Annotated in this window: 26 protein-coding genes; 9 read left to right on the forward strand and 17 right to left on the reverse strand. The window is 60.1% G+C overall.

Going from position 1 to position 26106, the window contains the following annotated elements:
• Positions 1-233 precede the first annotated feature (233 nt).
• The 6 genes from AB7M22_RS15195 to AB7M22_RS15220 are packed head-to-tail and all read left to right on the forward strand — an operon-like array spanning position 234 to position 6309.
• A complete protein-coding gene (locus AB7M22_RS15195; protein ID WP_454186924.1) occupies positions 234-3164 on the forward strand; it encodes a monovalent cation/H+ antiporter subunit A in 2931 nt (976 codons plus the stop codon).
• Entirely contained in the window at positions 3164-3508 is a 345-nt protein-coding gene (locus AB7M22_RS15200) for a Na+/H+ antiporter subunit C (protein WP_008029186.1), read from the forward strand. The genes AB7M22_RS15195 and AB7M22_RS15200 overlap by 1 nt, the downstream gene beginning before the upstream one ends.
• Positions 3505-5190, forward strand: coding sequence for a monovalent cation/H+ antiporter subunit D (locus tag AB7M22_RS15205; RefSeq protein ID WP_454186925.1), 1686 nt, complete (start codon positions 3505-3507; stop codon positions 5188-5190). The genes AB7M22_RS15200 and AB7M22_RS15205 overlap by 4 nt, the downstream gene beginning before the upstream one ends.
• Positions 5187-5675: a Na+/H+ antiporter subunit E gene (locus tag AB7M22_RS15210; RefSeq protein ID WP_007895416.1), complete on the forward strand. Its 489-nt coding sequence runs from the start codon at positions 5187-5189 to the stop codon at positions 5673-5675. The genes AB7M22_RS15205 and AB7M22_RS15210 overlap by 4 nt, the downstream gene beginning before the upstream one ends.
• Entirely contained in the window at positions 5672-5950 is a 279-nt protein-coding gene (locus AB7M22_RS15215; protein ID WP_008012107.1) for a K+/H+ antiporter subunit F, read from the forward strand. The genes AB7M22_RS15210 and AB7M22_RS15215 overlap by 4 nt, the downstream gene beginning before the upstream one ends.
• Positions 5947-6309, forward strand: a complete 363-nt coding sequence (locus tag AB7M22_RS15220) for a Na+/H+ antiporter subunit G (protein ID WP_008012109.1) — start codon at positions 5947-5949, stop codon at positions 6307-6309. The genes AB7M22_RS15215 and AB7M22_RS15220 overlap by 4 nt, the downstream gene beginning before the upstream one ends.
• 158 nt (positions 6310-6467) lie before the next feature.
• Here AB7M22_RS15220 and AB7M22_RS15225 read toward each other — a convergent pair whose 3' ends face one another.
• The 4 genes from AB7M22_RS15225 to AB7M22_RS15240 all read right to left on the reverse strand — a co-directional run bounded on the left by AB7M22_RS15225 (position 6468) and on the right by AB7M22_RS15240 (position 8900).
• Entirely contained in the window at positions 6468-6905 is a 438-nt protein-coding gene (locus tag AB7M22_RS15225; RefSeq protein ID WP_048397043.1) for a DUF3995 domain-containing protein, read from the reverse strand.
• Positions 6906-7090: 185 nt separating this feature from the next.
• Positions 7091-8107, reverse strand: coding sequence for an ABC transporter substrate-binding protein (locus AB7M22_RS15230; RefSeq protein ID WP_454186926.1), 1017 nt, complete (start codon positions 8105-8107; stop codon positions 7091-7093).
• Positions 8108-8226: 119 nt separating this feature from the next.
• The gene (locus AB7M22_RS15235; RefSeq protein WP_008012114.1) at positions 8227-8430 is read right to left on the reverse strand and encodes a hypothetical protein; all 204 of its coding nucleotides are present in this window, start codon (positions 8428-8430) and stop codon (positions 8227-8229) included.
• Entirely contained in the window at positions 8430-8900 is a 471-nt protein-coding gene (locus AB7M22_RS15240; protein ID WP_007907879.1) for a hypothetical protein, read from the reverse strand. Before AB7M22_RS15240 ends, AB7M22_RS15235 begins: the two co-directional genes overlap by 1 nt.
• 410 nt (positions 8901-9310) lie before the next feature.
• Between AB7M22_RS15240 and AB7M22_RS15245 the strand changes: the two genes are divergently transcribed.
• Together AB7M22_RS15245 and AB7M22_RS15250 are read left to right on the forward strand one after the other, a co-directional pair.
• Positions 9311-9559: a hypothetical protein gene (locus tag AB7M22_RS15245; protein ID WP_454188820.1), complete on the forward strand. Its 249-nt coding sequence runs from the start codon at positions 9311-9313 to the stop codon at positions 9557-9559.
• 157 nt (positions 9560-9716) lie between these two features.
• The gene (locus AB7M22_RS15250) at positions 9717-9947 is read left to right on the forward strand and encodes a hypothetical protein (RefSeq protein WP_008012117.1); all 231 of its coding nucleotides are present in this window, start codon (positions 9717-9719) and stop codon (positions 9945-9947) included.
• A gap of 75 nt (positions 9948-10022) precedes the next feature.
• Here the strand turns inward: AB7M22_RS15250 and AB7M22_RS15255 are convergent, their stop codons facing one another.
• Together AB7M22_RS15255 and AB7M22_RS15260 are read right to left on the reverse strand one after the other, a co-directional pair.
• Positions 10023-10601 carry a hypothetical protein gene (locus AB7M22_RS15255; protein ID WP_007907882.1) on the reverse strand — a complete coding sequence of 193 codons (579 nt, stop codon included), beginning with the start codon at positions 10599-10601 and terminating at the stop codon, positions 10023-10025.
• The gene (locus AB7M22_RS15260) at positions 10594-11226 is read right to left on the reverse strand and encodes a hypothetical protein (protein ID WP_454186927.1); all 633 of its coding nucleotides are present in this window, start codon (positions 11224-11226) and stop codon (positions 10594-10596) included. Before AB7M22_RS15260 ends, AB7M22_RS15255 begins: the two co-directional genes overlap by 8 nt.
• Positions 11227-11497: 271 nt before the next feature.
• Between AB7M22_RS15260 and AB7M22_RS15265 the strand changes: the two genes are divergently transcribed.
• Positions 11498-11737, forward strand: a complete 240-nt coding sequence (locus tag AB7M22_RS15265; protein ID WP_008012122.1) for a DUF2789 domain-containing protein — start codon at positions 11498-11500, stop codon at positions 11735-11737.
• 125 nt (positions 11738-11862) lie between these two features.
• Here the strand turns inward: AB7M22_RS15265 and AB7M22_RS15270 are convergent, their stop codons facing one another.
• The 11 genes from AB7M22_RS15270 to AB7M22_RS15320 form a co-directional block, all read right to left on the reverse strand.
• The gene (locus tag AB7M22_RS15270) at positions 11863-13467 is read right to left on the reverse strand and encodes a methyl-accepting chemotaxis protein (protein WP_454186928.1); all 1605 of its coding nucleotides are present in this window, start codon (positions 13465-13467) and stop codon (positions 11863-11865) included.
• 212 nt (positions 13468-13679) lie between these two features.
• Complete coding sequence (locus AB7M22_RS15275) at positions 13680-14084, reverse strand: TraR/DksA family transcriptional regulator (RefSeq protein ID WP_007907888.1); 405 nt, start codon at positions 14082-14084, stop codon at positions 13680-13682.
• A 327-nt stretch (positions 14085-14411) separates the two neighbouring features.
• Positions 14412-15434, reverse strand: coding sequence for an ABC transporter permease (locus AB7M22_RS15280; protein WP_008012126.1), 1023 nt, complete (start codon positions 15432-15434; stop codon positions 14412-14414).
• A gap of 56 nt (positions 15435-15490) precedes the next feature.
• Positions 15491-17056: a sugar ABC transporter ATP-binding protein gene (locus AB7M22_RS15285; protein WP_454186929.1), complete on the reverse strand. Its 1566-nt coding sequence runs from the start codon at positions 17054-17056 to the stop codon at positions 15491-15493.
• Positions 17057-17125: 69 nt separating this feature from the next.
• On the reverse strand, positions 17126-18052 hold the full coding sequence (locus AB7M22_RS15290; protein WP_007907891.1) for a sugar ABC transporter substrate-binding protein: 927 nt from the start codon (positions 18050-18052) through the stop codon (positions 17126-17128).
• A gap of 367 nt (positions 18053-18419) precedes the next feature.
• Entirely contained in the window at positions 18420-19472 is a 1053-nt protein-coding gene (locus tag AB7M22_RS15295) for a Gfo/Idh/MocA family protein (protein ID WP_454186930.1), read from the reverse strand.
• A 136-nt stretch (positions 19473-19608) separates the two neighbouring features.
• Positions 19609-20469 (reverse strand): sugar phosphate isomerase/epimerase family protein, encoded by an 861-nt coding sequence (locus tag AB7M22_RS15300; protein WP_454186931.1) that lies wholly within the window; start codon positions 20467-20469, stop codon positions 19609-19611.
• 138 nt (positions 20470-20607) lie between these two features.
• Positions 20608-21633 carry a Gfo/Idh/MocA family protein gene (locus AB7M22_RS15305; protein ID WP_454186932.1) on the reverse strand — a complete coding sequence of 342 codons (1026 nt, stop codon included), beginning with the start codon at positions 21631-21633 and terminating at the stop codon, positions 20608-20610.
• A gap of 32 nt (positions 21634-21665) precedes the next feature.
• Positions 21666-23597 (reverse strand): 3D-(3,5/4)-trihydroxycyclohexane-1,2-dione acylhydrolase (decyclizing), encoded by a 1932-nt coding sequence (gene iolD / locus AB7M22_RS15310; RefSeq protein ID WP_454186933.1) that lies wholly within the window; start codon positions 23595-23597, stop codon positions 21666-21668.
• Between the two features lie 147 nt (positions 23598-23744).
• The gene (locus tag AB7M22_RS15315; protein WP_454186934.1) at positions 23745-24566 is read right to left on the reverse strand and encodes a TIM barrel protein; all 822 of its coding nucleotides are present in this window, start codon (positions 24564-24566) and stop codon (positions 23745-23747) included.
• A 26-nt stretch (positions 24567-24592) separates the two neighbouring features.
• Positions 24593-26095, reverse strand: coding sequence for a CoA-acylating methylmalonate-semialdehyde dehydrogenase (locus tag AB7M22_RS15320; RefSeq protein WP_454186935.1), 1503 nt, complete (start codon positions 26093-26095; stop codon positions 24593-24595).
• Between the last annotated feature and the right edge of the window lie 11 nt (positions 26096-26106).

The raw sequence follows: 26106 nt of genomic DNA on the forward strand, positions 1-26106 counted from the left end.
CAAGCCCGCTCCCACATTGGATCTGTGGTGTGTCGCAATTACGTGTACACCGGCAATCCAATGTGGGAGCGGGCTTGCTCGCGAAGGCGCCGGGAAGGTTGAAACCGGCCTTTCGAAACAATGATAAACAGGAATTTTCCGTTTACTTTGTAGGATTCTGCGACAGCTTGGCGTTTGGTGATCCGGGAGCTGGCACGTATGATGCTTCACAAACTTCCGCAGATTAGAAGCCTATGTCTCTGATAGTTCTACTGCTTCTGCCTTTTATCGGCAGCTGTCTGGCAGCCTTGCTGCCGCACAACGCGCGTAACACCGAATCGCTGTTGGCTGGCCTGGTTGCTCTTATCGGCACCATCCAGGTCGCCCTCTTGTACCCGCAAATCGCCCATGGCGGCGTGATCCGCGAAGAATTCTTCTGGTTACCGAGCCTTGGCCTGAACTTCGTTCTGCGCATGGACGGTTTCGCCTGGCTGTTCTCGATGCTGGTGCTGGGCATCGGCACGCTGGTTTCGCTATACGCCCGCTACTACATGTCACCGGACGATCCGGTGCCGCGTTTCTTCGCGTTTTTCCTGGCGTTCATGGGCGCCATGCTGGGGTTGGTGATTTCCGGCAACCTGATCCAGATCGTGTTTTTCTGGGAACTGACCAGCCTCTTCTCATTCCTGTTGATCGGCTACTGGCACCACCGCGCCGATGCGCGACGTGGCGCCTATATGGCGTTGATGGTCACCGGTGCCGGTGGCTTGTGTTTGCTGGCGGGGGTCATGCTGCTCGGCCATGTGGTCGGCAGCTATGACCTGGACAAGGTCCTGGCCGCCGGCGATCTGATTCGCGCACATGCCCTCTACCCTATTCTGCTGCCCCTGATCCTGATCGGCGCCCTGAGTAAAAGTGCGCAATTCCCCTTCCACTTCTGGCTGCCCCACGCCATGGCGGCGCCGACACCGGTTTCGGCGTATCTGCACTCGGCGACCATGGTCAAGGCCGGGGTCTTCCTGCTCGCACGCCTGTGGCCGTCGCTGTCCGGCAGTGAAGAATGGTTCTACATCGTCAGCGGGGCCGGCGCCTGCACCCTGTTGCTCGGCGCTTACTGCGCGATGTTTCAGAACGACCTCAAGGGCCTGCTGGCCTACTCGACCATCAGCCACCTGGGCCTGATCACTTTGCTGCTGGGCCTGAACAGTCCGCTGGCCGCCGTGGCCGCGGTGTTCCACATTCTCAACCACGCCACCTTCAAAGCCTCGCTGTTCATGGCCGCCGGGATCATCGACCACGAAAGCGGCACCCGGGACATTCGCAAACTCAGCGGCCTGATCAAACTGATCCCGTTCACCGCGACCCTGGCCATGGTCGCCAGCGCGTCCATGGCTGGCGTGCCGCTGCTCAACGGTTTCCTGTCGAAAGAGATGTTTTTTGCCGAAACCGTGTTCATCAACGCCACGGCCTGGATCGAGATGACCCTGCCCATCGTCGCGACCATCGCCGGGACGTTCAGCGTGGCCTATTCCCTGCGCTTCACCGTCGACGTGTTCTTCGGCCCGACCGCCACCGACCTGCCGCACACCCCGCACGAGCCGCCACGCTGGATGCGCGCGCCGGTGGAACTGCTGGTGTTCACCTGTCTGGTGGTGGGGATCTTCCCCGCTCAAGTGGTCGGCCCGTTGCTCGCGGCGGCGGCATTGCCGGTGGTGGGCGGCACGCTGCCCGAGTACAGCCTGGCGATCTGGCACGGCTGGAACGCGCCGATGATCATGAGTCTGATCGCCATGTCCTGCGGCATCACTCTCTATCTGCTGCTGCGCAATCAGCTCAAGCGCGGGCGCTTCACGCACCCGCCGGTGATCAGCCACTTCAACGGCAAGCGCCTGTTCGAGCGCAGCCTGGTGATCATGATGCGCCTGGCCCGTCGTCTGGAGCGGCGGATCAGTACCCGACGCCTGCAAACCCAACTGTTTCTGGTGGTGCTCGCCGCGGTGCTGGCCGGCTTGATCCCGATGCTGCACAGCAGCCTGAGCTGGGGCGACCGGCCGAAGATTCAGGGCTCGATCGTGTTCGTGATTCTCTGGCTGCTGGCGATTGCCTGCGCCCTTGGCGCGGCGTGGCAAGCCAAGTATCACCGGCTCGCGGCCCTGACCATGGTCAGCGTCTGTGGCTTGATGACCTGCGTGACCTTCGTCTGGTTCTCGGCGCCGGATCTGGCCCTGACGCAACTGGCGGTGGAAGTGGTGACCACGGTGTTGATCCTCCTCGGCCTGCGCTGGTTGCCGCGACGGATCGAAGAGGTCTCGCCGTTGCCGAGCAGTCTGCGCAAGGCCCGCATCCGCCGTATCCGCGACTTGCTGCTGTCGATCGCGGTCGGTGGCGGCATGGCATTACTCTCCTACGCGATGCTGACCCGCCAGACACCCAACGATATTTCCTCGTTCTACCTCAGTCGCGCCCTGCCCGAAGGCGGCGGCAGCAACGTGGTCAACGTGATGCTGGTGGACTTCCGTGGCTTCGACACCCTCGGCGAAATCACCGTGCTGGTGGCGGTGGCCCTGGCCGTGTTCGCCCTGTTGCGACGCTTCCGCCCGCCGAAGGAAAGCCTGCAGCTGCCGGCCCAACAGCGCTTGCTGGCACCCGACGTGGTCACCGATCTGGTCAACCCGCGTCACGCCAGCGACACCGCCCTCGGTTTCATGATGGTGCCAGCGGTGCTGGTCCGTCTGCTGCTGCCGATTGCGTTTGTGGTGTCGGTCTACCTGTTCATGCGCGGGCACAATCAACCCGGTGGCGGTTTCGTCGCCGGTCTGGTGATGTCGGTGGCGTTCATCCTGCAATACATGGTCGCCGGCACCCAGTGGGTCGAGGCGCAAATGAGCCTGCGGCCGCTGCGCTGGATGGGCACCGGGCTGCTGTTCGCCACGGTCACCGGGCTCGGGGCGATGGCGGCTGGCTATCCATTCCTCACCACCCACACTTGGCATTTCACATTGCCGTTGCTGGGCGACATTCACATCGCCAGCGCGCTGTTCTTTGACATTGGTGTGTACGCCGTGGTGGTCGGCTCGACGCTGTTGATCCTCACCGCCCTCGCCCACCAATCGGTACGTGGTCATAAAACCAGCGCGCAACCCAAGCCCGTGGCCAAAGCGGCTGCCACGCAAGGAGCCATCTGATGGAAGAAGTCATCGCAATCGCCATCGGTGTGCTGGCCGCGTCCGGCGTGTGGCTGGTGCTGCGGCCACGGACATTCCAGGTGGTCATGGGCCTGTGCCTGCTGTCCTACGGCGTCAACCTGTTCATCTTCAGTATGGGCAGCCTGTTCATCGGCAAGGAGCCGAACATCAAGGACGGCGTGCCTCAGGATTTGCTGCACTACACCGACCCGCTGCCGCAAGCGTTGGTGCTGACCGCGATCGTCATCAGCTTCGCCATGACCGCGCTGTTCCTGGTGGTGCTGCTCGCCTCCCGGGGCCTGACCGGTACCGACCATGTGGATGGCCGGGAGCCTAAAGAATGAATCCGATGGCGCACCTGATCGCTGCACCGATTCTGCTACCGCTGCTGACCGCCGCGGTAATGCTGATGCTGGGCGAGAAGCACCGTCCGTTAAAGGCCAAAATCAATCTGTTCTCCAGCCTGCTGGGGCTGGGCATTGCCGTGATGCTGCTGCAATGGACCCAAACCACCGGCGTGCCCGGTTCCATCGGTGTGTACCTGCCGGGCAACTGGCAGGTGCCGTTCGGCATTGTGCTGGTAGTCGATCGTCTGTCGGCGCTGATGCTGGTGCTGACCGGAATCATCGGCGTCAGCGCGTTGCTGTTCGCCATGGCCCGCTGGGACGGTGCCGGTTCGAGTTTCCACGCGCTGTTCCAGATTCAGTTGATGGGCCTGTACGGCGCCTTCCTGACGGCAGACCTGTTCAACCTGTTCGTGTTTTTCGAAGTGCTGCTGGCTGCCTCTTACGGACTGATGCTGCACGGTTCGGGCCGGGCGCGGGTGTCGTCGGGGCTGCATTACATCTCGATCAACCTGCTGGCCTCGTCGCTGTTTCTGATTGGCGCGGCGCTGATCTACGGCGTTACTGGCACGCTGAACATGGCCGACCTGGCGCTGAAAATCCCGCTGGTGCCGGAAGCCGATCGCGGCTTGCTGCATGCTGGCGCGGCGATTCTGGCGGTGGCGTTCCTGGCCAAGGCCGGGATGTGGCCGCTGAATTTCTGGCTGGTGCCGGCCTACTCCGCAGCCAGCGCGCCGGTGGCGGCGATGTTCGCGATCATGACCAAGGTCGGCGTTTACACCTTGCTGCGCCTGTGGACGCTGCTGTTTTCCGGGCAGGCCGGCGCATCCGCGTACTTCGGTGGCGACTGGCTGATCTACGGCGGCATGGCGACCATCGTCTGCGCCGCCGTGGCGATCCTCGCCGCGCAACGCCTGGAACGCATGGCCAGCCTGAGCATTCTGGTGTCGGCAGGCATTCTGTTGTCGGCCATCGGTTTCGCCCAGCCGAACCTGATCGGCGCGGCGCTGTTCTATCTGGTCAGCTCGACCCTGGCCTTGAGCGCACTGTTCCTGCTGGCCGAATTGATCGAGCGCTCGCGTTCGGCCAACGAAATGCCGCTGTTCGATGACGGCGAGCTGCTTCCACGACCCCTGGAATCCTTGCAGCCGCCCAAAGGCTTCAACCTCGATGACGACCGCAAAGCCGTGGTCGGACAGGTGATTCCCTGGACCATGGCGTTCCTCGGCTTGAGCTTCATCGCCTGCGCCCTGCTGATCATCGGCATGCCGCCGCTTTCCGGGTTTATCGGCAAACTCAGCCTGCTCAGCGCTTTGCTCAATCCGCTGGGGCTGGGTAATGGCAGCGACGAACCGATATCGAATGGCGCGTGGGGATTGCTCGCCCTGTTGATCCTGTCCGGGCTGGCCTCGCTGATCGCTTTCTCGCGTTTGGGCATCCAGCGTTTCTGGACCCCGCAAGAGCGGCCGTCGCCCTTGCTGCGGCGCTTGGAATGCGTGCCGATTGTCATTCTGCTGGGGCTGAGCATTGCGCTGACGTTCAAGGCTGAACCGCTGTTGCGCTACACCCAAGCGGCGGCCGATGCATTGAACAACCCGCAGCAATACGTGATGGCGGTGCTCGAAACCCGTGTAATTCCAGGCCCGCAAGCCAAGACAGCGCTGCTGGAGGTGCGGCCATGAAGCGCCTGTTTCCTGCACCCTGGTTGTCGTTGGCGCTGTGGCTGCTGTGGCTGGTGTTGAACCTGTCGATGAGCCCCGGCAATCTACTGCTGGGCGCCATGCTGGGGTTCTGCGCGCCGTTGATGATGCGCAAGCTGCGGCCGCTGCCGATCCGCATTCGTCGGCCTGGGGTGATCCTGCGTTTGTTCTTGCTGGTCGGGCGCGACGTGATCGTGTCCAACCTCGCCGTGGCCTGGGGCGTACTCAACGCAGGCCGTCGTGCGCCCCGCTCGCGGTTCATCAAGGTGCCGCTGGACTTGCGCGATGCCAACGGCCTGGCGGCGCTGTCGATGATCTGTACGGTGGTCCCCGGCACGGTCTGGTCGGAATTGGCGCTCGATCGCAGCATTCTGTTGCTGCACGTCTTCGATCTGGATGACGAAAGCCAATTCATCCAGCACTTCAAGACGACCTACGAGCGCCCCTTGATGGAGATCTTCGAATGAGCGCATTGCTGTCGAACGCGATCCTGCTGAGCCTGTTCATCTTCTCGATGGCGATGATTCTGACCCTGATCCGGCTGTTCAAGGGCCCGTCGGCCCAGGATCGGGTTCTGGCCCTGGATTACCTGTACATCATCGCCATGCTGATGATGCTTGCGCTGGGCATTCGTTATGCCAGTGACACTTACTTCGAGGCGGCGCTGCTGATCGCCCTGTTCGGCTTCGTCGGCTCGTTTGCCCTGGCCAAATTCCTGCTGCGTGGCGAGGTGATCGAATGAGGCCTGAACTGTCTTTGTGGGTGGAAATAGCGGTGGCAATTCTGCTGGTGCTGAGCAGCCTGTTTACGCTGATCGGTGCGGTCGGGCTGTTGCGGATGAAGGATTATTTCCAGCGCATGCACCCGCCGGCGCTGGCCTCGACCTTGGGCGCGTGGTGCGTGGCATTGGCTTCGATCATTTACTTTTCGGCGCTCAACTCGGCGCCGGTGCTGCATGCCTGGCTGATCCCGATTCTGTTGTCGATCACCGTGCCGGTGACCACGCTGCTGCTGGCCCGGGCGGCGTTGTTTCGCAAGCGCATGGCGGGGGATGATGTGCCGGCTGAGGTGAGTAGTCGGCGGACCGAAAGTGGGAGTTGAATCCAGAGGTTTGTGTTGATTGATCAGGCCTCATCGCGGGCAAGCCCGCTCCCACAGTGACGGATGTCGTACATACATTTTGTATCCGGCACTGAACCTGTGGGAGCGGGCTTGCCCGCGATAGCAACAGATCAGACAACACAGTAAGTCCGGTCGGCTCAAATCCAGGCCACTGCCAGCAATCCAGCCCCCAACACCACACACAACGGTGAATACGCCCACGTATCCAGCCGGGCAAACCTCGAGCCCTTCTCCTGCTTGAAGAACCCCACCAAATTCGAATCGCCGATCGCCCGGGCGAACATCAGCATCGCGATCGCGCTGATCACCCATTGCAGCGACCAGTGATGCACCGTGGGCAGATACAGCCCGACCCGCAGGCACACCAGCATCGCGATCAGCAGTAAACCCACAGCCACCAGCAACGTCGCAAAGCCCGACGGCTTGAACGCAGGCCTTGATGCCTCACCGCCCTCCCCGGGCACGCGCGGCACCGCCGCCTCGCTGCCCCACTTGCCACCCGCCGCCCAATACAGGTGGACCAGGCTGATCAACAAAAAGATTGCAGCAATCCATTGCGCGACCAATAGGCTCATATTCAGACATCCAGTGTGAAATGTCGCAGCAGGATGAACTTCCTTGCGCGTTTTTGTAAGGGTATTCGTCATTGACGGTCTTATCGCGAGCAGGCTCGCTCCCACATTTGATCGCATTCCCCTGTGGGAGCGAGCCTGCTCGCGATAGCGGCAGAAGGCACACCACAGCGTGCCAAGCCATCCGCTTATTTCAATTCAGCAGAAACTTTGTCCGCCACATCCTTCGGTACCCAGGCCCGCCACACGTCCGGGTGCGCCTTCATGAACGCCTCCGCCGCTTGACGTGGCGGGGTGTGTTTTTCGCTCATGTCAGCCAAGGCCATGTTCAAAGCTTCGATCGGTAAATCGACCTTGGTGAAGAACTCGGCAATCTGCGGGTACTGTTTCTGAAATGGCGTGGACACGCCGATGGACAGCTTCGAGGGCAGCGAGCGAGTCGGTTTCGGATTGGGGTTGTCGGCGTCAGTCAGGGTTTTCCAGGCTTCGGCGTCGAACGGTGGCTCTTGCAACTGAATCAGCTTGAAGCGACCGAGCAACGGTGTCGGGGACCAGTAATAGAACAGGACCGGCTTGCCGCGACGAATCGACGAACTGATCTCTGCGTCCAGTGCCGCCCCCGAACCACTGCGAAAGTTCACGTAGCTGTCGTCCAGCCCATAGGCCTTGAGCTTCTGCTTGTTGACCACTTCCGACGTCCAGCCGATCGGGCTGTTGAGAAAACGCCCCTTGCCCGGGGTTTCCGGGTCTTTGAACACGTCCTTGTAGCGTGGCAGATCGCTGACACTGCGCAGGCCCGGCGCCAGCGGCTTGATGCCCTTGGCCGGATCGCCCTTGATCACGTACTCCGGCACCCACCAGCCCTCGGTGGCGCCTTTGACCGTGTCGCCCAGGCTCGCCACTTTGCCCTCGGCCTCAGCCTTGACCCAGACCGGGCTGCGACCGGCCCATTCTTCGCCAATGACCTGAATGTCATTGTTGGCCAATGCGGTCTCCAGGGTAATGGTCGTCCCCGGCAAGGTGTCGGTCGGCAAGCCGTAGCCCTTCTCGACGATGATCCGCAGGATATCGGTGATCAGGCTGCCGCTTTCCCAGTTCAGGTCGGCGAAATGGATCGGCGCCTGGGCAGCGAACACCGGAACGGGTGAAGCCAATAAACCGAACGTGGCCAGGGTAGCGGCCAGTAACCGTCGAAATCCCTTCATGCTTTAGCACCTCGTGCTGTTCACAGCAATAGCAGGATGGCCTGACAAAGAAGACCGCAAGCCTCTGGATACTCAGTCAATTGACTGTAGTAGAGGTTCCTGCTTTCGAGGGGACTGGATTACTTTTCGCAAGGTTCCTGCAAGCGCGCAAGCTCTCTTCTGACCATGCTGGCGTACGCCGCCGGACGCAACAGGTAGATCTGTGACGCCACCCAATTCAGCCAGCCCCCCTGCAGAACGGCCTTTTGAGCCAACAGGCGCTGCGCCTCGGCGTGGGCACTGGCCTGGTTCTGTTCGTGGAAATCGGCGCGGGTCAGGGTCATTACTCGCTGGCCTTGAAGGTCACCAGTTCGCCCTTGCGCCACTTGGCGGCCTTGGCAGTCACGGCTTTCAGGGTTTTGGTCAGGCCTTCCTGCAATTGTTGATGGGCCGCAAACACCATCACCACGCTATGACCTTCCTTGAACACAATGCCGTGGCCGTCTGCGGTGGTCACGAACGCGTAATCCCCCAGCCCGTACACCGTCAGCTTGATTTCGCGGAACTTGATGTCCAGCTTGCCGCCTTCGCGGCTGGGCAATACGGAGGCGCTGAAATGATCGCCGACCTTGAGTTTAAGCCCTGGTTTGTCATCCACCACCAGCGCTGATTCAGTGTCGAGCTCGGCAATGTAAATGCCTTCAGCGTTCTGTTCGGTGATGTAGACGAAACGTGACTGGAACTGTTTAACCAGCTTTGCGCGCAAATCACCCAGTACGAACAAAGCATGCATATCGAGATTACTTACTGCCAAGGAAACATCCCCACATCTGAAAATGACGCCGTACGCGGGAAACGCGCACAGCAGAAAAAAGCGGCAATGCCGAGGTGTAGCCAAATGACCCGGGTCGAATCCTGGAATGAGCAGAGGGCCCATTCATCGCGAGGTTTGAGAAGATTACTGGAACATCCCTCACGTCGTCTTGCCTGGCGGTCGTCAGATGTTGAAGGAAAACGCCCTTCTGACGGCCAGATAAAACCGGATTACCAACTTTAGGGAAAATTCTCTTTAAAAAAAGCACTTTTCCGACATATCGCCAGTAAAAAATTGCTTTAGATGGGCATCAATCGCCAACCATTGATGGCGATTCTAGAGCAGCCATGCTCACCGAGACTACCCATAACAACGTACACACGTCGGTAAAACCACGAAAAGGACTTCATATGTGCACACTGACTCACTTCGCCCAGCCTCATACTCGGCACACAAACGGCTCGTCACCTCTGCATTCGATGGTGCTTTGCCAGCAAGACTTCCTGCCCGAAGAGCGTCTACTTCCGCGTTTTCAGGTGGTATTAGCCGGAAACGCCTTTTTTCACATCAGGGAAATATCCACCGGACGTGTAAGAGGTTTCCGCGGCAATCATAACGAAGCCTGCGCCCTTGCCCGTTCACTCGAGGCACGCAGCTGAGGCACCTGCCGCTTTCACTTCTATAGACGTTTCGTCATGCCGGCGACTTAACTCAGCCGCCGGCAGGCAACTACTGCCATACTGCCCGACCAATGAAACCCGTCCACAGGGCGGACGGCGTTCAACACAACAACTATTTCCAAGGGAAGACTGCTACGTGACGGAATTTGATATCGGTGAATTTTTTATCCGGGGCGAAGCCAGAGAGGTCGAAGGCGAATTCCAGGCGGTCATTATCATGCGCGCCAAACCGCCGTTGACCACTGTGACGTATCACCAGGTCGAAAAGGATCGCTGGTTCAAGACCGCGGATGTCGCGGCCGTCGCCGCCCAGGAAGCCGCGAAAGCCCTGAAGCTTGCCGTCGATGACGGGGCATTGAAAGCCTGAGATCGGAGGGGGGGAAGAGAGAGGTTTGCGGCGTGCCACCCTTGCACAGATAGCACGCCTTCATTCGATAACCGGTCAGATCAGTTTGCGCTTGACCGCTTCATCCAGCGTGTTTTGGGTCAGGTGCTTGAGCACCGCGTCCCCACGTTCATTGAACGGCAAGCCGACAACCAGCAAAATCTGCATCCAGGTACGCGTGCTCTCCTGTTTGACGATTTTGCCCAACACGTTGCCTTCGCGATCCTTGAACACCGTTTCCAGCGTGAAGGTGTTGCTGAACGTTGTCGGAATCACGAAGAACGTGAAGCCGGTCAGCCAGGCACTCGCGATATTCCCCTGCTCGTTGTTAGTCAAAGTACTCGTCACGTACAGGTTCGAGTCGACCTTGTCCGTGGTCACGCTTTTGAACTGCCCGGACTCCTTGAAGGTTTCCAGCATGTGCTGTTCCACCAGCGCCGGATTGCCGACGCCACCCGACAGTTCGCCGTTGAATTGCTGCTGGGTGGTCACGTGCAGATAAGCGCTGGGCTTGTCCTGCCTGGCCTGCGCTGGCGGCCATTCGCCCACCGGCGCCAATTCATGCTGGGAATAAGAAATGCAGCCTGTCAGGGTGCTGCTGATCAACAGCAGCAAAGTCAGAAGGTATTTATTCATGGGCGGCCAGTTCCTTTGAAGGTGTACGCAACTGAGGGGTGGCACTGGCCAGCAATTGAGCGATCAGGGCACGCAACTGGGAACCGCCCAGACGCGGATTGAGATAGTCGGCGTTCCACATGCCTACATTTTTGTCGAGCTTGACTTGCTCGACCGATCTGGCCAGTTGCTTACCCTGACGGTCTTCGATGATCAGCTCGCCCGCGAGGTCATACTTATCGATATAAATCGGCCCATCGACCCAGATCCAGATAGTCAACGTCACCAGCGCGCCAGGGATGTACGCCGGATGCATGGTGCGTTTGCCTGCCAGTGAGGTCAGGTTGAATTTGAGCACCACGTCGTCTTCGCCCACCTTGGCCGGGAACGCCACAATGCGCTTGAAGTAGTCGCTCTTATCGACATAGGCGCTGACCTGCTCGGTCAGTTGCCGGCTGCCGTTGACACGCACCTTGTCATCCAGGTCCGGGGCAGAAATCACCACGTCGCGGATCTCGGCACTACGATCGAGGGTGGACGGTGCGGGGCTCAAGGGCTCGCCAATGGGCCCCAGCGGCGTGAAAGACACACAACCAGTCAACGACAGGCCAAGTGCGACAGCCATCAGATAAACAAGACGCTTCACTGCTTACATCCTTTTCATGCGGGATCGGGGGCGGGTCGGCTCGAAAGACATCGCGCGAGGAATGGGCAGATCAGCACCGCAAGGGGCTAAACCCGGAACAACGACATCCCTGTACGGATTCTTTGAATGACAGCTTGGTGACGCCAAAAAAAGCGATGGCATCGTAAGTGCTGGAACAGCAACAGGCAATAGCCTAGTGCCATCATTGGTGGCGAAATCGCAGAAAGCTGCTAAACCCTATCGAACTCTTGAATCCCGCAAGGAGACAAAGATGGATTCCCCCACACATGATTTGAAAGGCTTGTTCGATCAACTCGGCCTGGACTCCAGCGAAAAGGCCATCGACGATTTCATCGCCTGTCATTCGCCCTTGGCCGATGACAAAAAGCTCATCGATGCCGAATTCTGGACCCCGCAACAAGCCGGCTTCCTCAAGGAACAACTGCGTGAAGACGCCGACTGGGCCCATGTGGTCGACGACCTGAACCTGCGCATGCACCAGATCCACTAGCCAGATTCACTCTGTAGGAGCGAGGCTTGCCCGCGAAGGCGGTGTGCCATTCAACACTGATGCCGACTGACACACCGCCTTCGCGGGCAAGCCTCGCTCCTACAGGTAATGCTGTTCACTTAAGCTCAGCGAGGACTTTGCGGCTTGTATCCCAGGCGCAAACCACCCCAATGCCGGCCCTTGAGCATGATCGGCACCGAGAGATCGTGCATCAGTTCACCTGTATCGCGGGTGTAGGTCTGCAACAACACGGGCTGCTGATGGCTGCCACAGCGAATCCCGGTACGGTCGGCAAACTTGCGCTTGGTGCGGTTGTGCAGGGTATCGACCTGCACGTCACCGGTCAGCGGCTGACTGAACACGGTGTTGTGGGTCGGCACATAACCCTGCTGCGTGCAGGCGATGGCGAACACCAGGCCCTCATGACGCGGCAACAACGGCTCTTGAATCGCCGGCAATACCTGATCGGTGTAGCGATCGAAGCGGGTCTGGTACTTGGCCGGGCTGGTGTTGGGGATCGCCTGGTAATTGCGATCAAACAGGTCATCGAGGCTGATCCGGCCCTGATCGATATCCGCTTCGAAGCGTGCCGCAATCTGACTCGCCCCTTCGCGGGCCAGGTCGTAAATTCGCTGGTGATAGTCATCCAGCCCGACTTCGGCCAGGCGTTCGCTGATGGTTTCGGCCTGCCCTTCCATCTGCACCGCTGCCTGGGCGAGCCGCTGAGTCTGCTGGTCGCTGATCGCCAGATCGCTGCGCATCTGTTCGATGGCGTGGAACAGACTGTCGAGTTGTTCGCGGTTGGTGTCTGCGCCCTGAGCGATTTCCCCGACCTGCCTTTCGACGCCGGCGGCCAGGCGCGCGATGTTTTCCAGGTGCTGCCCGGTGTGCTCGACTTGCGCAACACCGGTATTCAGATCGCTCGCCAGTTGACGAATCTGCTCCACCACTTGCGCGGTGCGTTGCTGAATGTCGGCGACCATCTCCCCGACTTCACCGGTCGCCGTTGCCGTGCGCGCGGCCAGCCCGCGAACCTCATCGGCCACCACCGCAAAACCGCGACCGTGCTCGCCGGCCCGCGCCGCTTCGATAGCCGCGTTCAGCGCCAACAAATTGGTCTGGCTGGCGATGGACTGGATCACCAGCGTGACCCGCTGGATATCGTCGCTACGCAGGCTCAGGGCTTCGATCAGCTCGCGGCTGCTGCTGGCACGCTGACTGAGTTGATGCATGCGCGCAATGGACTCGACCAATTCCGTGCGCCCTGCCGCGCTGCTCTGATGAGCTTCACTGGCTGCGCTCAAGGCTTCTCGACTGAGTTTCGACGTAGCGTGTTCGGTGGTGATCATCACTTCGGCGCTGCTGACAATCTGCGCCGCGGCGTTGAGTTGCGATTGCAGTTTGTCCGCCAGTTGCTTGACCGAATAGGCCACGCCGGCGGCCGACAAGGCGTTATGACTGGTGGTGTAGGAGAGATCACGAGTCAATCCGGCGATGGCGCTGGAGCTGTCCGCAGCGGTCGCCTCAGGGAGAGTGCGCGATCGCAGGCGCGGCAGCCAGATAATCAGCACGGCCAATGGCAGGCCAAGGTAAAGCGACCAGCCAGCCAATGCCATGCCGCACAGCAATAGCATCAGGGCGATGCTTTGCAGGGTCGGCGTCAGCCAAAGGTTTTTCGGCAAAAGTACTGGTGCAGGCATTGCCTCAACCAGAGATCCGTCCCTCGTCATCTTCGTCACCCCACGCGTCTTCTAGTTGTTGTGATCGCATTAAACGCCACTACAAAGCCATTATCTATGGTCCGTTAGTAGTGGGGGGTTGAAGCAGATCAATAGAAGTGCGTGAAAATTTTTTGGGCGACAAAAAGCTTCGCGGGCAAGCTTCGCTCCTACAGGTCATATCCGTAGGAGCGAAGCTTGCCCGCGATGGGGGCGCTACTGAATCAGGCCTGACGCTGGTGCTTGTCGATCTGTTCGTGACGCTCTTGAGCTTCGATGCAGTACTTGGTGGTCGGGCTGATCAGCAGGCGTTTCAGGCCGATGGCCTCGCCGCTGTCATCGCACCAGCCGAAGCTGTCTTCCTTGATGCGTTCCAGGGCCTGTTCCAACTGAGGCAGCATGCGCTGGTCGCGATCGATCGCGTTCACCAGCCAGGTGCGCTCTTCTTCGACGGAAGCCGCGTCAGCCGGATCGGCCGGGGTGTCCAGGCTCTCGATGGCGATGCGATTCTGCTCGATGCGCTCATGGGTTTCGACTTTCATGTTCTGCAACAGCTCGGAGAAAAAAGCATGTTGCTCGGCATTCATGTAGTCATCCGCCGGCATGGCCAGCAACTTGTCCTTTGTCATTGATATCTCTATAAAAAAACGTGCATTAAGGCGAATTAGGGAGCGATCCGTTGAACCTGAAGCGGTCATTGGAAAGGCGCCGTTTATTCCAAGCGCCACCCGGCACTCAATTTACGAGGGGCGGCAGTCTAAGGCCGACTTGAGGCCTCAGCAACTGAAAAGACAGCAAATCTGTCCGACAAAGTCCTGAAAGTGCGCTACGGCGGGCTTTGAGGCGCTTATCGGAGTGCGTTTATAGCAAGAAATTCAGTCAAGCGGCTGTATATAGAAGACAAACGGCTGCGCCACGCGGGTCAGGCGTGGCGCATTTTCGCGTTTCGTCCGGCTTCAGCGCTTGAGTTTGCGCTTGTTGCGGTACTGGTCGATGACCACCGCCACCACAATAATCAGCCCCTTGATGATGTCTTGAATATAAGCATCAACACCGACAAAGGTAAAGCCGCTGGCCATGACCCCGAGGATCAACGCGCCGATCACAGTGCCGGTGATCCGCCCTACGCCACCGGCCAGGCTGGTGCCGCCGATGACCGCCGCGGCAATCGCGTCCAGTTCATAAGACATGCCCATCCCGGCCTGCCCGGTCGCGGCCCGTGCCGACGCCACCACCCCGGCCAGCCCCGCAAGCAACCCGGCGATGCTGTAGACGATCACCAGATGCCGCTTGACGTTGATCCCGGAGGTGCGCGCCGCCTGCATGTTGCCGCCGATGGCGTAGGTGTACTTGCCGTACTTGGTGTAGCGCAGGGCGATGTGAAAGATCACCGCCACCACCAGAAAGATGATCACCGGCATCGCGCCGTGTCCGATGGCCGTGTAGGAATCCGAGAGCATGCTCACCGGCTGACCTTCGGTGTAGTAGCGCGCCAGACCGCGGGCCGAGACCATCATGCCGAGGGTGGCAATGAATGGCGGAATCCCGGTGATCGCAATGATGCTGCCGTTGATCGCCCCCGCCAGCAATCCCACCCCGAGCCCGACGATCACTGGAATCCACACCGGCAAGTCAGTCAGGGACGGAAACACCGCCCGGGCAAAGTCCGAGGTCTGGGCCAGGCTGGCGGCAATCATCGCCGACAACGCCAGCACCGAACCGGAGGACAGGTCGATACCGGTGGTGATGATGACCTGGGTCACCCCGATCGCCAGCAGGCCGATGATCGACACTTGCAGGATCATCAGCACCAGACGCTGAGAGTTCATCAGGAAGCTCTGGTCCCGCACGATCCAGCCGAACATTTCGAAGACCAGGCCGATGCCGATCAGCACCAGGAAGATACTCAACTCGGTCGGAAAGCGCCGGCGACTCTTGACCGGTGCCACTGCAGGCTTGTTTTCCAGTATCGCGTTCATAACCACTCACCCTTCTATTGCGTCGCGACGGCGGCCATGGCCACCGCCAGCATCCATTAGTGAACCGCGGACATGCCCGAGGCCAGTTGCATCACCCGTTCCTGGGTCGCTTCGCTGCGGTCGAGGGTGCCCATCAGGTCGCCCTCGTGCATGACCATGACCCGGTCGCTCATCCCCAGTACTTCCGGCAGTTCCGAGGAAATCATGATCACCGCCATGCCTTCGCTGGCGAGGTAGGAAATAAGCCGGTAGATCTCGGCCTTGGCGCCGACATCGATGCCCCGGGTCGGCTCGTCGAGAATCAGGATGCGCGGATTGGTCATCAGCCAGCGCGCCAGCAAGGCCTTCTGCTGATTACCACCGGACAGCGTGTCGATGCATTGCTCCAGCGAAGGGGTTTTCACCCGCAGCTTCTTGCACATGTCTTCACACAACGCCCGCAGGGCTTTTTGCTGGATGAAGCCGTTGCCGACGTAATGGGGCAAGACTGCCATTTCCATGTTTTCCAGCACCGACAGGCACGGGAACAGGCCGCTGAGCTTGCGATCTTCGGTCAACAGCGCGAAGCCCTTCTCGATCGCCATGTGCGGATCGCTGATGCGCACCACCTCGCCGTCGAGGCGGATTTCACCACCGTCGCTTGGGGTGATGCCGAAAATCGCTTCGGCGACATTGGTCCGCCCCGACCCCATCAAGCCGGCGATGCCAAGGATCTCTCCGGCATGCAGGTCGAAGGAGACGTCCTTGAAAATGCCGTCCAGCTTGAGGTCGCGTACCGACAGCAGCAGATCGCCGATCGGCTTCTCGCGCACCGGGAACAACTGGCTCAGCTCGCGGCCGACCATCATTGAAATCAGGCTGTCGCCGTCCATGCTGTCGGCCCGCTGCAAGCCGATGTAGGCGCCGTCACGGAACACCGCCACTTCATCGGCGATGCTGAACACTTCGTTCATTTTGTGGGTGATGTAGATGATGCCTTTGCCTTGGCTCTTGAGGTCGGCAATGATCGAGAACAGATGCGCGACTTCCTTATCAGTGATGGCCGAGGTCGGTTCGTCCATGATCAGGATGTCGGAATCGTAGGACACAGCCTTGGCAATCTCGACCATCTGCCGTTCGGCGATACTCAGGTTGCCGACCAGCTCTTCCGGGTCGAGGTTGATCCGCAGACGCTCCAGCAGTTTGGCGGTGCAACGGTGCATCTCGCGATGGTCGATCATGTGCAGGCCATTGAGCTGTTCGCGGCCGATCCAGATGTTCTCGGCGATGCTCATGTGTGGCATCAGGTTGAGTTCCTGGTGGATCATCGCGATCCCGGCCTGGAGCGCAGCCAGTGGTGTTTCAAAGACCACCGGTTTGCCCCGCAGGCGCAACTCGCCGGCGTCCGGCTGGTAGATGCCGGCAATGATTTTCATCAGGGTGGATTTGCCGGCGCCGTTCTCGCCCATCAGCGCCAGCACAGAACCGGGACGTACCCGCAGCTGTACGTCGGACAAGGCCACCACACCGGGAAACCCCTTGCTGACGTTGATGATCTCCAGCAGGTACGGCTCATCGACAGGTGTTGCAGTTGGCTGGACACCCATTAACGGGGTGCTCGAAGCAGTCGCTGAAGCGAACATGATCAGGTACTCCATCAGCAAGGTCGCGTTGCAACCTTGCGTGCTTATTGTTGTTATCGAACGGACGGACTATTTGAAGGTGTCGACGTTTTGCAGCGTGATCAGGCGATACGGCACCCACACGGCCGGCTCGACCGGTTCGTTCTTGGCCATTTTCACCGCCGTGTCGATCGAACCGTCCGCCTGACCCTTGGCATCCTGGAACACCGAGACCAGCAGAGAGCCCTTCTTCACCGCATTCAAACCGTCGGGCGTACCGTCGACACCGGCGATCAGCACACTGCCTTTGGCGACGCCAGCCTGTTGCAGGGCCATTGCCGCGCCAATCGCCATCTCGTCGTTGTTGGAGACCACCGCGTCGAATTTGCGGCCCTGGGTCAGCCAGTCGTTGACCAGGGTCATGCCCTTGTCCCGCGACCAGATGCCGGACTGCTCTTGCTCGATCTTGATGTTCGGGTATTTGGTCAGCACCTCTTTTACGCCCTTGGTGCGGTTGGTGGTGGAGTTGTTGGCCAAATCACCGAGCAGAATCACGATGTCGCCCTTGCCACCCATTTTTTCGGCCAGGTACTGCATCTGCATCTGGCCGGCCTCCAGATCGTTGGAGGCGACAGTGACCACGCCTTTGGGCAGGTTCAGGTCATCGGGACGACGATTGACGTACACCAGCGGAATACCGGCCTTGACCGCCGCTTCAGTGATTTTTTTGGTGGCGGCGGTATCCACCGGGTTGACCACAATGGCGTCGACTTTCTGGCTGATGAAGCTTTCTACCTGGCTCAACTGCCTGACCACGTCGCTGCGGGCGTCTTCGAACTGCAGCTTGACGCCATCGGGGTAGGACTTGGCCTTGGTGTCCATGGATTCGCGCAGGTAGGTCAGCCAGGTGTCATCGAACTGCGACATGCTGACGCCAATCTTCATGTCAGCGAGTGCGGCGCCGCTGGCGAACATCAGGGACAAGGCCAGCGAGGCGAAACGGATCTTGGTCTTCATGAAAAGTCTTTCTCCACATTCTTGTTGGTTTTATGGATAAGGCGTGACGATTTCAGTGAACGGGCAAGCGGACAATCGGGGCACCCGGAATACAGCAGACCAGGGCGCCGTTGCGTTCGACGCAAAGCAAGCGAAAGAAGGAATGAAACGAGACGCGAGGCAGGTCGCGAGAGAGGTGCAGCGCGGAACGTAAAGCATGCAAAGCAGAGTTGAAGGTTTTCATCGACGGTACCTGGCTTTTGTTTCTTGTTTTTGGTGCGTCCTTCACCCGTTCAAGGCCTGCTTGAGCGTGATCGGACGTTGATAGTCGGCAACCTGGAAATGACTTTATTGGAAAATAATTTCTATATCAACTCATTTTAGAATTTTATTCTGATTTTATTCCATGACTCTCGAACGGGCTCAGTGCCACCACTTGATGTCGCTCGAAGCTGAGCCGCGCAGCGTCTAGCACGCGGGTGGTCGCCAGTGCATCACGTGCCTCGACCGGCAGTGGGCCACCGCTCTGTAACGCGGTTTGTAGCTGCAAATAGAACTGATTCCAGCAGCCACGCTCGGACGGCACCCGCTCACGCACCTCGCCCTGCTCGAACCAGCCCCAGCGCCGGTGCTCTTCGACACCCCAGCGCTCGCCTTCGGATTTGGGCGTGAGCCCGGCGAGGGTCGACGCCTCTTGCCCGTCCAGACCGTCGACGCTGTAGCAGCCCTGGGTGCCGGTCACGCGAAAACGCGGGCCGGGGGTGTTTTGCAGGCAACTGCCGCCCAGGTGCGAGATCACGCCGTTGGCATGGGTCAGGGACATAAAGAAGCCGTTGTCGAAGGCTTGGCCTTTTTCGAGGTAATCCAGTTCGGCGTACACCTGAGTGACGGGGCCGAACAAGAGTAGCGCCTGATCCACCAGATGGCTGCCCAGATCGCGCAGAAAACCGCCGCCGCTGCCGTTGTTCACCGACTGTGGCGAATAGCGTTCGATCCGCGATTCGAAACGGGTGATCTGACCCAGCGCACCGGACTCGATGAGTTTGCGCACAGTGAGAAAGTCCGAGTCCCAGCGCCGGTTCTGGTAGACGCTCAGTTGCACGCCCTGACGCTCGGCCATGGTGATCAGGGTTTGCGCCTGTTGCGCATCGGCGGCGAACGGCTTGTCGCTGACCACCGCCACACCGTGTTCGATGGCGTCGAGCACCAACGCCGGGCGACCTTTGAGCGGTGTGGAGATCACCAGCACATCGACCCCGGCTTCGACCAGTTGGCCGATGCTGTCGAAGGCCGGCACACCGGGATGTTCCGCCGCCAGCAGTTGTCGGCGCTCGGCGGAACGGGTGACCACGCCCACGAAGGTCGCCGCCGGCAAACTGCTGATCAGCGGAGCATGAAAAAACCGGCCGCCATGGCCGTAACCGACAAGTCCGATACGCATGAAAGTATTCTCCTTATAGAACGCAGCCCCTGTGGGAGCGGGCTTGCCCGCGATAGCGGTCTGATAATCACAGATATGTTGAATGTGCCGCCGTCATCGCGGGCAAGCCCGCTCCCACAGGTTTTGTGCAGGTCGGTCAGCGGCAGAGTTCGCTTTTGACACGTTCAAGCATCATGCGATTGGACTCGTCCGACCGGTCCTCCCAGGCGAATACCGAGACGGTCGCGATGCCGTCGAACTTGATCTCGCGCAAGATGCCAAAAAACGCTTCCCAGTCGACCTCGCCCTGGCCGATGTCCAGATGCTGGTGCACGGTGGCGGTGACGCCCGGCGGGTTGACGATGTAGCGCAAGCCCGAGGACGCCTTGTGGTTGTAGGTGTCGGCGATGATCAGGTGGCTCAGCTTTGAGCCGGCGTACTTGAGCATCGAGGCGATATCACCGACACCGTCGTCATAGAAAAACGTGTGCGGTGCGGCGTAGAGGTAGTTGATCCAGTCCCGGTCCAGACCGCGAATGATGTCCACAGACTCATTGTTGCGCTCGCAGAAATCGTAAGGATGGGCCTGGATATCGAGCTTGATGCCTTCGCGTTCGAACTCGGGGATCAGTTCGTCCATGGAGCGCATGAACTGGTTTTCGCACACCAGCGGGTTGTCCGACTGGCCGGTGAACTCGGTGTTGACCAGTTCGCAGTCCATCTCCACGGCAATCTGGATCGCGCGCTTCCAGTTACGCACGGCGGCCACACGCAAACCTTCATCGGCGGCAGCCCAGTGGTACATCGGTAACAAGGAAGAGAGTTTGACCCCGGTGTCGCTCAAGGCTTTGCGAAATTCCTTGATCCGCGCCTTATCAACCCGTGGGGCTTTATAGAACGGCAAGAAGTCTTCCCGGGGCGACAGCTCGATGTGTTCGTAACCGAGCTCGGCGACCTTGTCGACCATCTTGCCCAGGGACAGGCTGCGGTACATGTAGGGATCAAGTGCGATGCGCATGTTTTTTTGTTCTCCTTAACCAGAATCGACACCGCCCCCTGTAGGAGCGAGGCTTGCCCGCGAAGCTTTTAGCGATCTTGAGGGCCTCTTCGCGGGCAAGTCGGATCGCCGCCCGCTCGCTCCTACAGGGGGACGGGGTTAGCCGTAGAAACGGGGGCGGTCTGGCAGGCCGACTTTTACGATCTGGCCGCTGTTCTGCGCCTCGATGCAGGCATCCGCCGCCACCGCTGCCGCAAAACCATCCCATGCCGACGGCCCGCCGACCTGCCCGGCCCGCACGCCATCGATGAACGCCTGCAATTCGACGTCATACGCGGCGATGAACCGGTCCTTCCAGTCCATCAGAATCGCGTTGGACAGCTTCGCCCCGCTGCGCAATTGAACCTGCGACGGTTCCGGCAGTTTGGCGATGCCGGTCTCCCCCACCACTTCGCACTGGATGTCGTAGCCGTACTGGCAGTTGACGAACACTTCCACATCGATGCGCGTGCCCTTGGCGGTTTCCAGCAGCACGATCTGCGGGTCTTTCAAATGGGCGTGGGCCTTGCTGGTCTTGCGCGGGAACACCACTTGCACCGACACATAATCGTCGTCGAGCAACCAACGCAACACGTCCAGCTCATGGATCAGCGTGTCGGTGATCGCCATGTCGGTCTTGTAGTTTTCACCCACGGTCGGGTTGCGGTGGGCGCAATGCAGCATCAGCGGCTCGCCGATCTGGCCGCTGTCGATCACTGCTCTCAACGCCCGATAACCTTCATCGTACGGGCGCATGAAACCGACCTGCACCAGCCGCTTGCCGTGGGCCACTTCGGCCTCGACGATCTTGCGGCAGCCTTCGGCAGTGACCGCCAGCGGTTTCTCGCAGAACACCGGTTTGCCGGCGGCAATCGCTGCCAGTACAAATTCTTCGTGGCTCGGGCCCCAGGAGGTCACGAGGATTGCTTCGACTTCCGGTGCCTTGATCAGCGCATGACCGTCAGGATAGACCTCGGCAGTCAGTTTCAGATCGGAAACGACCTTGGCCGCTTGCTGCAGATTGATGTCGGTGACCGCGACAACCTGGCTGTTGAGCAAGGTCTGGCTGCAACGACGGATATGGTCCTGGCCGATGGCCCCGGTGCCGATGACGCCAATGCGCAACGAATTTGAAAGCGAAGACATATAAACACTCCTGTTTGTTCGTTTCAGGGCAATCAGTATTGACGGGCCTTGGCCAGTCGTTCGTTCAGGGTCTTGGCCACCGCATCGGTGCGGGCGCTGGTGGAGACTTGCGCCACGCCGACCCGCCACCACGACAGGTATTTGTGAATCATCGTCTTGGGCAAAACCTTGATATCGATCAGCGTCGACACCGTCTGCAACCGCGCATCCGCCAGGGCGTCTTGTAGTTGCTCGACCGTGTTCACTTTGTAAGTCTTGCAGCCATAAGCCGCCGCGCTCATGGCGAAATCCACCGGCACGAAGCCGCCATCGAGCTTGCCGGTTTCCGGATTACGGAAACGGAACTCGGTGCCGAAGCTGTCCATCCCGTGTTCCATTTGCAGGTTGTTGATGCAGCCGAAGGTCATGTTGTCCAGCAGCACCACGTTGATCTTGCGCCGCTCCTGGATCGAGGTCGCCAGTTCCGAGTGCAGCATCATGTAGGAGCCGTCGCCCACCAGTGCGTAGACCTCGCGCTCAGGCTCGGCGAGCTTCACGCCCAGTGCGGCGTTCACCTCGTAACCCATGCACGAATAACCGTACTCGACGTGGTAGCTGTTCACGCCTTTGCTGCGCCAGCTGCGCTGCAGGTCACCGGGCAAACTGCCAGCGGCGGCGACGATCACGGCATCATCGGCCAGGGTTTCATTGAGCACGCCGAGCACCCGGCTCTGGGTCAGGCAGGAACCGGTCAGCTCGATGAATTCGCGCAGCACCGCCGGGTCCATGTGGTCGTTGATTTCCGGAACGAAATCTTTCGCCTGGTATTCGACCTGATAAATGCGATCGACTTCTTCATCCAGTTGCGCCTTGGCTTGACGGGGTTGATCGCCCCAGCTCGAGCGGTAATCGCCCAGTGCTTCGGCCAGTGCCTGCAAACCGGTTTTGGCGTCTGCCAGCAGTTGCACGCCGTCGAGCTTCAGCGCATCGCAAGGGCTGATATTGAGGTTGAGAAATTGCACGTCCGGGTGTTTGAACAAGGATTTCGACGCGGTGGTGAAATCGCTGTAGCGAGTGCCGACACCGATGATCAAATCAGCGTCCTTGGCCAGCAGGTTCGCCGCCAGGCAACCGGTTTCGCCGATCCCGCCGACGTTCAGCGGATGGCTGGACACCACCGCGCTCTTGCCGGCCTGGGTTTCGGCGAAGGGAATATCGAAGCGTTCGGCAAACGCTTGCAACGCTGCATTGGCGCCGGAGTATTTGACCCCACCGCCGCAGATGATCAGCGGTTTACGCTTGCCTTTGAACAATGCCACGGCATCGCCAAGCATCGCTTCGGTGGCCGGCCGGCGCTCGATGCGGTGCACGCGTTTTTGCAGGAAATAATCGGGGTAGTCGTACGCCTCGGCCTGCACGTCTTGCGGCAAAGCCAGGGTTACCGCGCCGGTTTCGGCGGGGTCGGTGAGCACGCGCATGGCGTGGATCGCCGCGGTCATCAGTTGCTCGGGACGGTTGATCCGGTCCCAGTATTTGCTCACGGCCTTGAACGCATCGTTGGTGCTGATGCTCAGGTCGTGGAACTGCTCGATCTGTTGCAGCACCGGGTCCGGTTGGCGGCAGGCGTAGACGTCGCCGGGCAACAACAGCAAAGGGATGCGGTTGGCAGTGGCCGTCGCGGCAGCGGTCAGCATGTTCGCCGCCCCCGGCCCTACCGATGAAGAGCAGGCGTAGATCTTGCGTCGCAGGTGTTGCTTGGCAAAACCGATGGCGGCGTGGGCCATGCCTTGCTCATTGCGACCCTGATGCACGATCAGGTCGCCGCTGTCCTGTTCCAGGGCTTGCCCCAGACCCAGCACATTACCGTGGCCGAAAATGGTAAAGATCCCGGCGACGAATTTGCTCTGAACCCCATCGACCTCGATGTACTGGTTATCGAGGAATTTCACCAGGGCCTGGGCCATGGTCAGTCTTGTTGTGGTCATGTCCGATCCTTCAATACGTGAAGAAACCCTGTGGGACCGAGCCTGCTCGCGATTGCGGTGTGTCAGGCGATATCAATGTTGAATGTGCCGCCATCATCGCGAGCAGGCTCGCTCCCACAGTTGATCTCCATCAGCCCGAAAGTGTTGTCAGGCCAGGGATTTCTGCAGGTGATCCATGCTCGCGCCAATCGCCGTCTGGATATCCGCCAGGCCATGGACGCTGTCGGCGAACGGTTCGAACGACAGGTAGCCGCTGTAGCCAGTAGCGAGCAAGGTCTCGATCTGCGCCGCGTTGCCGAGGATGTCGCCCTCGCCCACCAGCACCCGGTGGCCGTCGCGGATGGTCGCCAGTGGCACCTCGGCATCTTCGACGCCGGAGATGTGCACCAGCCCGGTCAGCTCGGGGAAGAATTCATGTTCGCTGGCCAGGTGATGGTGAAAGGTGTCATGCACCAGACGGAACACATCCAGCCCGCCGATGGCTTTGATTGCATCGACGGCGGTGCGTTTGCGCCGCAGCGAGCATTCTTCGAAACCCAGCGGCTCGATGAAACCGAGGATGCCGTGATCGCGCAGGATCGGCGCCAGTTCACTCAACGCCGTGCGCAGCCCGGAAGCACGCTGCGCCTCGGTTCGTGGATCGGCACGGTCGTTCAATGGGCACATCACCAAACCCTGCGCGCCACAATCACGGGCATAAGCGGCGAGCTTCAGAGCGTGTGCGCGGCGCTCGTCATTCCAGACATCGAACGGATACAGCGCGTTGATCGACAGCACGGTGATGCCTTTGGCCGCGCACAGCTCACGGACATGTTCGGGCGCGGTGCCGTCCTCGATCTCGACACCCTTGAGGTCGTTGCGGATCTCGATGGCGTCAGCCTTGAGGGTCACCGCCAACTCGATGAACGCGGGCAGGGACAAACGTGGGGCGACCATACGGTTCAGGGCGAAACGCAGGGGTTTGCTCATTTTTTGTTGTTCTCCGCACAAGTGAATTATTTGGCTGTCGGCATGCTGAATTCAGGGCCCTTGGCAATACTGTCGGGCCAGCGCTGCATCACGCTTTTGTAACGGCTGTAGAAGCGAATGCCTTCTTCGCCATAGGCGTGGTGATCACCGAACAGCGAGCGCTTCCAGCCGCCGAACGAGTGCCAGGCCATGGGCACCGGAATCGGCACGTTGATGCCGACCATGCCCACCTTGATGTTGCGGGCAAACGAGCGAGCAATGCCGCCATCGCTGGTGAAGCACGACACGCCGTTACCGAATTCATGGGCGTTAATCAGCGCCACGGCGCTGGCGAAATCCGGCACGCGCACGATGCCCAGCACCGGCCCGAAGATCTCTTGCTGGTAGATGCTCATCTCGGTCGTGACGTTGTCGAACAGCGTCGCGCCGACGAAGAAACCATTCTCGGCCCCCGGCACCTTGAAGTTGCGCCCGTCGACAATCAGCTGCGCGCCCTGTGCCACGCCCCCGCCGATAAAGCCCTCGACCTTGGCCTTGTGCTCGGCAGTCACCAGTGGCCCCATGTCGCTGTCGCCCTGCATGCCGTTGCCGACCTTCAGTTGATCGATGCGCGGCAGCAGTTTGGCAATCAGTTGGTCGCCGACATCGCCGACGGCCACGGCAATCGAAATCGCCATGCAGCGCTCACCGGCCGAGCCGTAAGCGGCGCCGATCAATGCATCTGCCGCTTGGTCCAGATCGGCGTCGGGCATGACGATCATGTGGTTCTTCGCCCCGCCCAGCGCCTGTACGCGTTTGCCGCGCGAGGTCGCTTGCTGGTGGATGTACTCGGCAATCGGTGTCGAGCCGACAAAGGAGATCGCCTCGATGTCCGGGTGTTGCAGCAAGGCATCGACCGCGGCCTTGTCGCCCTGGACCACGTTGAACACACCGTCCGGCAACCCGGCTTCGGTGAGCAAACGGGCCATCAGCAAACTGGCCGACGGATCGCGTTCGGAGGGTTTGAGGATGAAGCAGTTACCGGTGACCAGCGCCAGCGGGATCATCCACAGCGGCACCATCACCGGGAAGTTGAACGGCGTGACGCCGGCACACACACCCAACGGCTGGCGCAGGTTCCAGTTGTCGATGCCGCCGCCGATGTTGTCGCTGAAATCGGTTTTCAGCAGGTTCGGTGCGCCACAGGCGTACTCGACGATTTCGATGCCGCGCGTCACTTCGCCCTTGGCGTCGGAGAACACCTTGCCGTGTTCGCGGCTGATGATTTCCGCCAGCTCGTTGTGATGACGGTCGAGCAGTTCCTTGAACTTGAACATCACCCGCGAACGGCGCAGGGAAGATTGCTCGGACCACGCCGGGAACGCCTTCAGGGCCGAGGCGACGGCATCGTCCACGGTCTTCTGGCTGGCCAGCCCGACCCGCGCCTGAACCGCGCCGGTGGCCGGGTTGAAGACATTGCTGAACCGCTCGTTGCCGCTGTCTTGCACCTGACCGTCGATGTAATGGCCTATTACCGGGGCGTCACTCATTGTTCTTGTTC

The sequence above is a fragment of the Pseudomonas sp. ADAK2 TE3594 genome (assembly GCF_053628675.1).

Excerpts from the sequence above, each read along its gene's own strand:
- AB7M22_RS15295 (WP_454186930.1), bottom strand. The coding sequence starts at position 19,472 with ATGCGTATCGGACTTGTCGGTTACGGCCATGGCGGCCGGTTTTTTCAT.
- AB7M22_RS15245 (WP_454188820.1), top strand. The coding sequence starts at position 9,311 with ATGTGCACACTGACTCACTTCGCCCAGCCTCATACTCGGCACACAAAC.
- AB7M22_RS15255 (WP_007907882.1), bottom strand. The coding sequence starts at position 10,601 with ATGAATAAATACCTTCTGACTTTGCTGCTGTTGATCAGCAGCACCCTG.
- AB7M22_RS15290 (WP_007907891.1), bottom strand. The coding sequence starts at position 18,052 with ATGAAGACCAAGATCCGTTTCGCCTCGCTGGCCTTGTCCCTGATGTTC.
- AB7M22_RS15225 (WP_048397043.1), bottom strand. The coding sequence starts at position 6,905 with ATGAGCCTATTGGTCGCGCAATGGATTGCTGCAATCTTTTTGTTGATC.
- AB7M22_RS15305 (WP_454186932.1), bottom strand. The coding sequence starts at position 21,633 with ATGTCTTCGCTTTCAAATTCGTTGCGCATTGGCGTCATCGGCACCGGG.
- iolD (WP_454186933.1), bottom strand. The coding sequence starts at position 23,597 with ATGACCACAACAAGACTGACCATGGCCCAGGCCCTGGTGAAATTCCTC.
- AB7M22_RS15230 (WP_454186926.1), bottom strand. The coding sequence starts at position 8,107 with ATGAAGGGATTTCGACGGTTACTGGCCGCTACCCTGGCCACGTTCGGT.
- AB7M22_RS15285 (WP_454186929.1), bottom strand. The coding sequence starts at position 17,056 with ATGTTCGCTTCAGCGACTGCTTCGAGCACCCCGTTAATGGGTGTCCAG.
- AB7M22_RS15265 (WP_008012122.1), top strand. The coding sequence starts at position 11,498 with ATGGATTCCCCCACACATGATTTGAAAGGCTTGTTCGATCAACTCGGC.
- AB7M22_RS15200 (WP_008029186.1), top strand. The coding sequence starts at position 3,164 with ATGGAAGAAGTCATCGCAATCGCCATCGGTGTGCTGGCCGCGTCCGGC.
- AB7M22_RS15235 (WP_008012114.1), bottom strand. The coding sequence starts at position 8,430 with ATGACCCTGACCCGCGCCGATTTCCACGAACAGAACCAGGCCAGTGCC.
- AB7M22_RS15275 (WP_007907888.1), bottom strand. The coding sequence starts at position 14,084 with ATGACAAAGGACAAGTTGCTGGCCATGCCGGCGGATGACTACATGAAT.
- AB7M22_RS15280 (WP_008012126.1), bottom strand. The coding sequence starts at position 15,434 with ATGAACGCGATACTGGAAAACAAGCCTGCAGTGGCACCGGTCAAGAGT.
- AB7M22_RS15210 (WP_007895416.1), top strand. The coding sequence starts at position 5,187 with ATGAAGCGCCTGTTTCCTGCACCCTGGTTGTCGTTGGCGCTGTGGCTG.
- AB7M22_RS15215 (WP_008012107.1), top strand. The coding sequence starts at position 5,672 with ATGAGCGCATTGCTGTCGAACGCGATCCTGCTGAGCCTGTTCATCTTC.
- AB7M22_RS15315 (WP_454186934.1), bottom strand. The coding sequence starts at position 24,566 with ATGAGCAAACCCCTGCGTTTCGCCCTGAACCGTATGGTCGCCCCACGT.
- AB7M22_RS15195 (WP_454186924.1), top strand. The coding sequence starts at position 234 with ATGTCTCTGATAGTTCTACTGCTTCTGCCTTTTATCGGCAGCTGTCTG.
- AB7M22_RS15300 (WP_454186931.1), bottom strand. The coding sequence starts at position 20,469 with ATGCGCATCGCACTTGATCCCTACATGTACCGCAGCCTGTCCCTGGGC.
- AB7M22_RS15320 (WP_454186935.1), bottom strand. The coding sequence starts at position 26,095 with ATGAGTGACGCCCCGGTAATAGGCCATTACATCGACGGTCAGGTGCAA.
- AB7M22_RS15205 (WP_454186925.1), top strand. The coding sequence starts at position 3,505 with ATGAATCCGATGGCGCACCTGATCGCTGCACCGATTCTGCTACCGCTG.
- AB7M22_RS15220 (WP_008012109.1), top strand. The coding sequence starts at position 5,947 with ATGAGGCCTGAACTGTCTTTGTGGGTGGAAATAGCGGTGGCAATTCTG.
- AB7M22_RS15270 (WP_454186928.1), bottom strand. The coding sequence starts at position 13,467 with ATGACGAGGGACGGATCTCTGGTTGAGGCAATGCCTGCACCAGTACTT.